This window comes from Nocardioides humi, from assembly GCF_006494775.1.
GTDB classification, from domain to species: Bacteria; Actinomycetota; Actinomycetes; order Propionibacteriales; family Nocardioidaceae; genus Nocardioides; species Nocardioides humi.
This window is the reverse complement of sequence record NZ_CP041146.1, coordinates 3,144,024-3,153,431: the sequence shown is the minus strand read 5'-3', so window position 1 is coordinate 3,153,431 and position 9,408 is coordinate 3,144,024. Positions and strand designations below refer to the sequence as shown.

The following is a 9,408-nucleotide window of genomic DNA, read 5'->3' as shown; positions in this document are numbered from 1 at the left end:
TTGACACAGGGCTACTCATCGGACCGCCTCCAGCACGGTGCACGCGCTGACGCCCGGAGCGCCGTAGACGTGGGTGAAGCCCAGTCGCGGCTCGCCCGGCACCTGCCGGTCGCCGCACCGGCCGCGCAGCTGCTCGACCACCTCGATCACCTGGCGCAGACCCGATGCGCCGATCGGCTCGCCGTTCGCGAGGCAGCCACCGTCGGTGTTCACCGGCAGCCGGCCGGAGATCTCGGTGTCGCCGTCGGCCAACAGGCGCTCCTGCTCGCCGTCGTCGCAGAAGCCGCACTCCGCGAGGTGCATGATCTCGGCGCCGCTCTCGGTGTCCTGGACCTGGACGACGTCGATGTCGGCAGCCCCGACGCCGGCGGCCTCGAACGCCGCCCGCGACGCGTCGCGGGTCACCGACGTCAGCTCCCCACCGGGGACCCACGGCGCGAACACCTCGAAGGAGCCGAACGGGCGGGTGCGGACGGCGACCGAGCGGATCCGGACCGACGGGCCGCCCAGCCGAGCGGCGGTCGCCCGGTCGGCGACCACGACGGCCGCCCCGCCCTGGCCGGGCGTGCAGAACATCAGCTTGGTCAGCGGGTCGTTGACCATCGGCGCCGCGAGGATCTCCGCGGCCGTGCGCGGCTCCCGGCGCCACGCGCGCGGGTTGAGCGCACCGTTGCGGTACGCCTTCTCGGCCACCGCCGCGAGCGCGTCGCGGGAGATGTCGAAGTCGTGCAGGTAGCGCGCGATCTTCGCGCCGAAGAACTGGGTGGTCACCATCAGGCCCGCGGCGCCGTACGCCTCCGGCAGGCCCCACTCCTGGGGCTCCGGTGCGAACGCGCCCGGCGGGTGCTCGTCGAAGCCGACGGCCAGCGCGACGGAGGCGGCGCCCGAGCGCACGGCGAGCATCGCCGACGTCAGCGCGCTGCCGCCGGTCGCGCACCCGTTGCGCACGTTGGTGAAGGCCACGCCCGTCAGGCCCAGATCCGAGACGAGCGTGTCGGCGAGGCCGGCGGCGTCGCTGCCGCCGTAGGCCATGCCCACCTCGGCCCAGCCGACGCCGGCGTCGCCGAGGGCGTCGCCGATGGCGCTCAGCGCCCGCGCCCTGGCGCTGAACGCGGCGTTCCGGCTGAAGTCCGACAGGCCGACGCCGACGATGTAGACGTCCTCGCTCATCGCGATCGCTCCTCGGGCTCGAAGGTGGGCACCGGCCCGGTCGCGACCAGGCGCACCCGGTCGCCGATCGCGACCCGGCGCTCCCCGCCCGCCGACGGCGGGACGACGCCCTCGACGCGGAGGCCCTCGGGCAGCTCGACGTACACGACCGCGAAGGGCCGGAACCCGTCGGCCGGGGGGACGTAGGGCGGCGACTTCGGGGCGAAGCGCTGGACCGTGGTCGTCCAGACCACCCCCGCGAGGGACAGCTCCAGCACCTCGGCGTCGTCGGCCAGGCAGCGCGGGCAGGTCCCGGCGGCGCCGTAGGCGACGGTCGCGCACCGGCGACACCGGCGCCCGCGCCACGCGTCCGGGTCGATGCCCGGCTCGAGGTCGAGGTCAGGGGAGGTCATCGGGCTCCTTCTCGATGCCGAGGGAGCAGGCCCACAGCGTGGTCAGCGTCTCGACCGCGCGGTCCCGCTCGTAGGCGACGCCCTCGACGAACCAGGTGTAGGCGAAGTTGCTGACCATGCCGGTCAGCGCGTGGGCGGCGTACGTCGCGTCGAGCGCGCTCGATGCGAGCCCCTGCTCCTGGAGCCGCCGGATGCTGCGCTCGGTGCGGGCGAGGAACGGCCCGCGCATGTCGCGCAGCAGGCCGGCCATCTCGTCGTTGCGGGCGGCGGCCTCGCTCCACACGTGCATCAGCGTGGCGTGCTGCTCGTAGGCACGCAGGTAGGCGTCGGTGCTGGACCTGACCCGCTGCCAGGGCGTCTCGTCGGTGGTCTCCCGGGTGGCGAGCAGGGCGGGGAACGCCTCGAGGACCAGGTAGCGCAGCAGCTCCTCCTTGGACGCGAAGTAGTTGTAGAAGGTCGCGCGGGACACGCCCGCCCGCTCGGCGATGTCGCCCACCTGGGCGAGATGGAAGCCGGACTCCTCGAACACCTCCACGGCCGCCTCCGCGAGCTGCCGGACCGTGCGGAACGCGCGGGTCCCCGAGCCCAGGCGCGAGGTGACCGGGTTGCTGGGCAGTTCAGTGCTCATCGTTGTTCCCCTCCTGGTCCGGCGCGCGGCCGGGCTGGCGGATGGTGTCGAGGATCGAGGCGAGCAGCTCGATCTGCTCGGTCTTGCGGTCCGCGGGTGCGGTGACGTGCAGGATGAGATGCTCGGCGCCGACCTCGACGAACCGGCGCAGACCCGCCGCGACGTCGTCGAGGGTGCCGAGGACGGTGTGCCGGCGCAGCTGGTCGTCGTCCAGGCCGTAGGCCCGGTACGCCTCGGCGTCCCGCCAGGCCTGCTCGCCCGTCGTGCCGACGGACACCATGACGTCGAGGCCGCGGGTCCAGGGACGCTCGGCCCGGGGCCCCGCCGCGCGGGCGCTGCCGACCTGCTCGAGCAGGTCGGCGTAGTGCGCCGGCGTGACGAGATAGGGGATGAAGCCGTCCCCGATCGTGGCGGCGCGGGCCGCCGCGCGGGGTGTGCGGCCGCCGAACCAGAACGGCGGGCAGGTGGTCCCGGCCGCGTCGAACTCCTCGCCGAGGATGGTGCCGGCGAACGCCTCGCGGACATTCGCCAGCGTCTCCTCCATCCGGCGCCCACGGCCGGCGAGCGACCTGCCGGTGACCTCGAACTCGGCCGGTACGTCGCCGCCCGCGCCGGCGCCGAGGACGTAGCGGCCGGGCATCTCGGACTGGATCGAGACCAGCGCGCGAGCCAGCAGGGCAGGGTCGCGCAACGGCACCAGCAGGATCGCGTTGCCCACCGTGATCCGCTCGGTCCCCGAGCCCAGCGCCATCGCGGTCGTCAGGCCGTCCACGTAGAACAGCACGTGGTCGCCGACCCAGACCGAGTCGTAGCCGAGCTCCTCGACCCAGCGTCCGGCGGCGCTCGGCCGCATTCCAGCGATGCCCTGGTAGAGCACTCCGACCTGGACCATCAGCGGCTCCTCTCGCTCTCGAAGACAGGCAGCGTGTGGGGGTCGCGGCGCACCGGCCGCAGGACCAGCCGCATCCCGATCCGCGGGACGGTGACCGCCAGCGGGGCGACCAGGCGTACGCCGGGGGCGCCGTCGCACTCGACCAGGCCCACGACGACCGGGCCGTCGGCCGGCACGAAGGGACGGGGCAGCCGGGTCCAGGAGTACAGCGCGCCGGTCCCCGGCAGGTCGCGCCAGAGGGCCGACGCCTCGCTGCCGCACTGCTGGCACGTCGGCAGGAGGTACCACCGGGCCCGGCCGCAGTCGCGGCAGAACGGCAGCGTCAGTCGGCCGTCCGACAGCGACCTCCAGAACGGGTCGTGCTCGGCGTCGGGCGGAGCGCAGTCCGGCAGGCCGAAGGTCGGCTCGGCCGTCATCAGGCACCTCCCGTGAGGACCAGGGTCGCGTGGTACGGGACGCCGAGGCCGCCGACGACGGCGGTACGCGCGCCGGGCACCTGTCCGGCGCCGCGCTCGCCGCGCAGCTGGGCCACCGCCTCGGTGACGTGCCCGATGCCGAGGCAGAACCCGTAGGCCAGCAGGCCTCCGTGCGTGTTGAGCGGCTGACCTCCGTCGCGCCCGAAGCGGCCGTCGGCCACGGCCGCGGGCGCCTCGCCCGAGCGCAGAAGCCCATCTCCTCCAGCTGCAGCAGCGGCGTGATCGAGAAGCAGTCGTAGAGCTCGACGACGTCGGCGTCGGCCGCCGTGATGCCGGCCTGCCGGAAGGCCGCGCGACTGCTCGCCGCGGCCCCGGTCGACAGCAGGTCGGCTCGCTGCGTGAACCAGGTGCTCTGCGTCGCGGTCGCCGGCGAGACGCCCACGCCCGCGACCGCGACCGGCGGCTGGCGCAGGTCGCGGGCCCGCTCGAGGGTCGTGAGGACGTACGCCGTCGCTCCCTCCGAGATCAACGCGCAGTCCGGCACCCGCAGCGGCTCGGCCACCGTCCGCGCCGCGTCGTACCCGGCCCGGTCGAGGGCGTCGGGCCGCTGCGCGCCGGGCGTCAGCGCCGCGTGGGCCCGGGCCTGCAGCGCGATCGCGGCCAGACCGTCCTCGACCGGCCCGAGCTCGTGGGCGTAGCGCTGAGCCATCGCGGCGAAGTAGGCCGCCTGGCCGTACCACCCCATCGGCATCTCGTACGCCGCCTTCACCGGGTCCTCGGCGTGGTAGCGGTACGGGTCGTCGCTCGCCGTCGCGCTGGCCCGGCCCATCGCCTGCACGACCACCACGGTGCTCGCCTCCCCGGCGGCGATCGCCTGCGCGGCCAGTGCGGGGGCGGCGACCGTGCCGGCCGCCGCCACCAGCCACTGGACGCTCCACCGCGGCTCGATCCCGCAGGCGGCAGCCAGCAGGTCGGCCGGCAGGTGCCGCGGCATGACCGCGCCCTCGGTGACGAGGCCGTCGACGTCGCCCGGCCCCAGCCCGGCGTCGGCCAGCGCAGCACGGACGGCCCGGGCCGCGAGAGCGCCCTGGACGCCGTCCTGCTCGCGGCGGTACCCGGTCGTCCCGATGCCGGCGACGGCGAGCTGCGGTGGGGAGGTCATGGTGGAGTCAGCTCGCTCAGCGCTCGACCAGCATGTCGTCGGCGCTCAACGTGCCGTCGGCGACGACCCCGCCCTTGACCTGGGTGTCGATCTGCTGCTGCAGGATCTCCTCGTCGACCGGGAGTCCGTCGGGCGTCGCGGAGTACGCCGTGTCGACCAGGTAGTCGAGGAGCTGGCCGGCGAGGTCGCGGTCGTCGCTGGTGGTGTTCGACGCGATCACGTCGATGACCGCCTCACGGTTGGCCGGGTCCCGCATCCAGTCGATCGCGTCCTGCTGGGACTGCACCCACGCCTCGACGGAGTCGGGGTTCTCCTCGGCCCACTTCTGGTTGGCCAGCATCGCGATCAGCGCGCTCTGGAACTCCTCGGGTCCGTCGTTGGCGATGTCGAGGTAGAGACCGCCGGCGCCGGCGTTCTCGATCACGTTCGCCGCCGGAGGGATGTAGATGAAGGCGTCGATCGTGCCCTGCTCGAGCTGGGACACCGCCGCCGGGATGGTGGTGACCGAGACGATGGTGACGTCCTTCTCGGGGTCCAGGCCGGCTGACTCGAGCAGTCCGGTCATCGTCAGGCTGGCGCTGCCACCGATGCCGGGCACGGCGATCGTGCGGCCCTTGAGCGCGGTCATCTTCGCCTTCCAGTCGCCCTCGACCGAGAGGAGCTCCTTCGAGGCCGAGATCTGGAAGAGGTTCTTGTTGATGACGCTGCCGACGGCGACGATCGGCTGGCCCTTGCTGTGCGCGGCCAGGCCGCCGCTGATGTCGCCGATGACGCCGCTGGTGTCGCCGTTGGCGAGCAGCTGCATCGAGGTCGCGCCGTCGCCGGGGTTGACGAAGCTGACCTCCAGGCCGTTGTCCTCGTAGAAGCCCTGCTCCTGGGCGATGATGTCGCTGGTGTAGAGCAGCGCGCCCTCGTACTTCTGCAGCGTCAGCTTGGTCAGGCCGTCCTCGGTCTTCTGGCCGTCGGTCGACTCGGAACCGCACGCAGCGAGCCCGAGCGCCAAGGTGGCGGCCGCGAGGGCGGCAGCGACCTTGCGGATGGTGGTGGACATGACAGTTCCTCCTGTTCTCTGCCAGGTGGCAGACGTGCCAGCGGTCCCGAGTTCTGGCGTCGGGCTGGTGACCGGATGGTCGGGATGGGGTCAGTCGGCGGCGCGGACCTGCCACGAGAGGCGGCGCTCCACCTGCCCGATCACCCAGTCGAGGGCGTAGGCGAGCAGGGCCAGGACGAAGAGGATGGCGAAGGAGCCGGCGATGTCGAAGGAGTTCGCGGCCCGGACGAGGCGCAGGCCCAGGCCGTCGGTCGAGGCGACCATCTCGGCGACCACGGCGCCGAGCACCGAGTAGACGGCGCCGAGGCGCAGGCCGGCGATGATCGACGGGCCGGCCGTCGGCAGCTGCAGCAGGCGGAACCGCTGCAGGCGCGACATCCGCAGGGTCCGCGACAGCATCGCCCGGTCGCTGTCCACGCCGTCGACGCCGGCCAGCGTGTTGATGAGCAGCAGGAAGAACACGATGCTGACGGCCACGGCGACCTTGGAGCCGATGCCGAGGCCGAACCAGACCAGGAAGATCGGCGCCAGGGCCGGGCGGGGCAGCGCGTTGGCGAGCGTGACGATGGGCCGGACCGCCTCGCGGAAGGTCGGGAACTCGGCGAGCACCAGGCCGCCGATGATGCCGCCGCTGCCACCGATCAGCAGGCCGAGCATCGCGGCCTTGAGGGTCGCCCAGCCGTCGGCCCAGAGGTCGCCGGACCGGATCATGTCGACCAGGCTCTCGGCGACGCTGCGGGGATCGCTGATGAAGACGGGGTTCATCCACTCGAAGGCGTGGGCCGCCTCCCAGACGCCGAGCAGGAGCACCACGACCCCAACCCGCATCGCCCACATGGTGCCGATGGTCCGGATCCGACGGGCCCGGCGGGCTCGGATCAGCCGTTGGTGAACGGCCGAGCGGTCCTCGGTGCCGCCGGTGCGGGCGGGGCCGGGCACCGTCGGCGGCTCGGCGGTCGTGCGGGTGTCGCTCATGCCGTTGCCTCCTCGCGTTCGGCGCGCATCGCCGCGGTCTCCTCCTTGAGGGCGTCCTGCAGCTCCAGGTAGACGCGTTGCCACTCGGGGTCGGCCTGGATCTCGGTCATGTTCCGCGGGCGCGGCAGGTCGATGTCGACCTCCTTGGCGATCCGGCCGGGCCGGCTGCCCATGAGCACCACGCGATCGCTCAGCGCGACGGCCTCCTGGAGGTCGTGGGTGACGAAGACGACCGTGGCACCCGAGCGGGCCCACAGGCCGAGGAACTCCTGCTGGATCAGGAGCCGGGTCTGGGCGTCGAGGGCGGCGAACGGCTCGTCCATCAGGATGCAGCGCGGCGACCCGGCCAGCGTGCGCGCGATGGCGACGCGCTGTCGCATCCCCTGGGAGAGCTCGGTGACCCGGGCACGCTCGAAGCCACCGAGGTGCACCCGCTGCATCCACTCCTGGGCGACGGCCCGGCGCTCCGCGCGCGGCACGCCGCGGACCTCGAGGCCGAGCATGACGTTCTCGAGCGCGCTGCGCCACGGGAACAGCGCGTCTCGCGCCAGCATGTAGGCGGTGTCGCGGCTGGGCTCGGTGACGACCTTGCCACCGATCCTGACCTGTCCCTCGGTCGGCGTCACGAGGCCCGCCACCATGTTGAGCAGCGTGGTCTTGCCGCAGCCCGAGGGCCGACCAGCGAGACGAACTCCCCGGCGCCGATGGCGAGATCGATGTCGACCAACGCATCGACGACCCGGTCATCACTCACGAACGAGTGCGCCACAGCGGAGATTTCGACGCCGACACCGCCCGAAACCGTCTCATGGCTCGACGCCGACGTGTCGCGGGCCGCGCTGGCCCGAACGCCGCTGATGTGACTCATGGCACAGGATCTTGGCCCGAGTTAGACACGGTGTCAAGCATTACTGGCCAGGACGTCCAAATTGCGTGACGGGCATCACCCGTCACCCCCCGATGACCCACCAGCCCGCAACGACGGAGCGGGCGCCGGCGAGAACGCCGACGCCCGCTCCGGGGTGGGATCACCCCCGTGATCTCGCCACCGGGTCAGCGCCCCGTCGACTGCGCCTCGATCAGCGCCTTCCTCAGGTACGCCGGCATCCGGTCGTCGACCGTGAGCGGACCGGTGCCGCGCGCGGGGGCCGCCGCCGCGGGCTGCGGGACCGGGTCGCACTTGAGGTCGCTGCGCTTGTTCTTCTTGCGCTTCGGCAGCACACCGGTGTCGAGGTAGCTCGCGATCAGGTTGTCGGTGCACTCGACACCGGACAGCGAGCCGGAGTGCGTCGTACCGCCCTTGCCCTCGATGAGGAACGAGGTCGGGAACGCCTTGCGGGTGGCCACCGCGCCGGAGAACACCGTGGCGGCGTCCCTGGTCTCGGCGACCATCAGGATCCGCGACTTCACCTTCTTGCCGCTGACCTCGAACGCGTCGCGCGACGTGGCCGGCCAGTTCAGGCAGGGCGCGTTGTACCAGGTGTTGTTCCACGCCAGGAACGGGTGCTTCTTGTGCACGCGCCGGGTGTCGGCCTCGGTCTGCTTCCAGCCGGGCCACTTCGCGTCGGTGCACTGCACGCCGTTGTAGACGGCGAAGCCGTTGTCGTCGCCCGGCTCGTCGTACATGGCGATCAGGTCGGCGCCGTCACCGGTCGTGACCAGCTTGGCGTACGCCGCGCCGATCTCCGCCCAGTCGTAGACGTAGTAGGCGGCGCTGAGCAGGACGTCGTTGAGCTCGTCCGGCCCGAGCTTCCCCTCGGCGGCGGGCTGCTTGTCGAGCTGCTTGAGCAGCTTGTAGTAGCCCTTGCGGATCTTCTTGCCCTTGGTGCCGAGCCCGAAGGTCGCGTCGTTCTTGGCCAGCCACTTGAAGTAGACCTTGCTGTTCTTGTCGAACTGGATGTTCTGGTCGATATTGGCCTGGTAGAAGGCGTTCTTCGCGTTGAGGACGCCGTCCCAGACGAACCGGCCGACCTTCTTCGGGAACATCGTGGCGTAGACCTGACCGAGGTAGGTGCCGTAGGAGAAGCCGTAGTAGTTCAGCTTCGGCTGCCCCACGGCCTTGCGCAGGCTGTCGAGGTCCTGGGCGACGTCCGTGGTGTGCATGTGCTTGAGCAGCCGCTTGGCGTCGGACTTCGAGCACGCCTTGGCGTACTTCTTGGTGGTCCGCTGCCACCACTTGAGGTCCTTCTTCTTCTTGGGCACGTAGTTGGGCCGGTCGTAGCCCGCCCCCGGGTAGTTGGGGTTGCAGCTCAGCGACGGGGTGCTGCTGCCGACACCGCGCGGGTCGAAGCCGTACCAGTCGTACTTCGCGCCCACGCCGTTGGGGATGGCCGGGCCCAGGATGGAGTAGATCAGGCCGGAGCCGCCGGGGCCGCCCGGGTTGACCGCGATCATGCCCTTGTAGTCGGGGTCCGTGTGGAGCACCCGGCTGACCGCGATCTGGATCTTCTTGCCCTTGGGCTTGTCGTAGTCGAGCGGGACCTCGAGCATGGCGCACTCCGCCCCCGCGTCGACCAACCGCTGGTTGGTGCAGGCGCCCCAGACGGGCGCCGGCGGGGTGTACGAAGGGGCCTTCTCGCTGGCCTGCGGGGCCGATGGCGCCGCGCTTCCGCTCCCACTGGGCACCAGCAGCGCCGTTGCCGTCGCTACCGACGCCACGATCGTCAGTGCTCTCTTCACTTCACAACCTTCCGAGATGGGTACGTCCGGTGTTCTCCGGCGT

The 9,408-nt window shown here is 72.0% G+C and carries 11 protein-coding genes and 1 pseudogene; 1 reads left to right on the top strand and 11 read right to left on the bottom strand.

The genetic code is table 11. The features are described 5' to 3' along the window. Window positions 1-15 precede the first annotated feature (15 nt). From FIV44_RS15510 to FIV44_RS34080, 6 genes and pseudogenes are all read right to left on the bottom strand, one after another. A complete protein-coding gene (locus FIV44_RS15510; RefSeq protein WP_141005217.1) occupies window positions 16-1,170 on the bottom strand; it encodes a thiolase family protein in 1,155 nt (384 codons plus the stop codon). Next, window positions 1,167-1,562, bottom strand: coding sequence for a Zn-ribbon domain-containing OB-fold protein (locus tag FIV44_RS15505; protein WP_141005216.1), 396 nt, complete (start codon window positions 1,560-1,562; stop codon window positions 1,167-1,169). The genes FIV44_RS15510 and FIV44_RS15505 overlap by 4 nt, the downstream gene beginning before the upstream one ends. Continuing rightward, a complete protein-coding gene (locus tag FIV44_RS15500; RefSeq protein ID WP_141005215.1) occupies window positions 1,549-2,190 on the bottom strand; it encodes a TetR/AcrR family transcriptional regulator in 642 nt (213 codons plus the stop codon). Before FIV44_RS15500 ends, FIV44_RS15505 begins: the two co-directional genes overlap by 14 nt. Then, the gene (locus FIV44_RS15495; protein ID WP_141005214.1) at window positions 2,180-3,082 is read right to left on the bottom strand and encodes an LLM class flavin-dependent oxidoreductase; all 903 of its coding nucleotides are present in this window, start codon (window positions 3,080-3,082) and stop codon (window positions 2,180-2,182) included. Before FIV44_RS15495 ends, FIV44_RS15500 begins: the two co-directional genes overlap by 11 nt. Further along, a complete protein-coding gene (locus FIV44_RS15490; RefSeq protein ID WP_141005213.1) occupies window positions 3,082-3,498 on the bottom strand; it encodes a Zn-ribbon domain-containing OB-fold protein in 417 nt (138 codons plus the stop codon). The genes FIV44_RS15495 and FIV44_RS15490 overlap by 1 nt, the downstream gene beginning before the upstream one ends. Beyond that, window positions 3,498-3,940: pseudogene (locus FIV44_RS34080) on the bottom strand (thiolase C-terminal domain-containing protein). Before FIV44_RS34080 ends, FIV44_RS15490 begins: the two are co-directional and overlap by 1 nt. On the opposite strand from FIV44_RS34080, the gene FIV44_RS15480 reads away from it, so the two are divergent. Then, window positions 3,897-4,196 (top strand): hypothetical protein, encoded by a 300-nt coding sequence (locus FIV44_RS15480; protein WP_141005211.1) that lies wholly within the window; start codon window positions 3,897-3,899, stop codon window positions 4,194-4,196. The pseudogene FIV44_RS34080 and the gene FIV44_RS15480 sit on opposite strands and share 44 nt — an antisense overlap. Window positions 4,197-4,676: 480 nt before the next feature. Here FIV44_RS15480 and FIV44_RS15475 read toward each other — a convergent pair whose 3' ends face one another. The 5 genes from FIV44_RS15475 to FIV44_RS15455 form a co-directional block, all read right to left on the bottom strand. Further along, window positions 4,677-5,711, bottom strand: a complete 1,035-nt coding sequence (locus FIV44_RS15475) for an ABC transporter substrate-binding protein (RefSeq protein ID WP_141005210.1) — start codon at window positions 5,709-5,711, stop codon at window positions 4,677-4,679. Between the two features lie 90 nt (window positions 5,712-5,801). Further along, complete coding sequence (locus FIV44_RS15470; RefSeq protein WP_141005209.1) at window positions 5,802-6,686, bottom strand: ABC transporter permease; 885 nt, start codon at window positions 6,684-6,686, stop codon at window positions 5,802-5,804. Next, complete coding sequence (locus FIV44_RS15465) at window positions 6,683-7,327, bottom strand: ABC transporter ATP-binding protein (RefSeq protein WP_141005208.1); 645 nt, start codon at window positions 7,325-7,327, stop codon at window positions 6,683-6,685. The genes FIV44_RS15470 and FIV44_RS15465 overlap by 4 nt, the downstream gene beginning before the upstream one ends. Further along, window positions 7,309-7,554: a hypothetical protein gene (locus tag FIV44_RS15460; protein ID WP_141005207.1), complete on the bottom strand. Its 246-nt coding sequence runs from the start codon at window positions 7,552-7,554 to the stop codon at window positions 7,309-7,311. Before FIV44_RS15460 ends, FIV44_RS15465 begins: the two co-directional genes overlap by 19 nt. Before the next feature lie 185 nt (window positions 7,555-7,739). Beyond that, a complete protein-coding gene (locus tag FIV44_RS15455) occupies window positions 7,740-9,365 on the bottom strand; it encodes an alpha/beta hydrolase (RefSeq protein ID WP_219996025.1) in 1,626 nt (541 codons plus the stop codon). Window positions 9,366-9,408 lie beyond the last annotated feature (43 nt).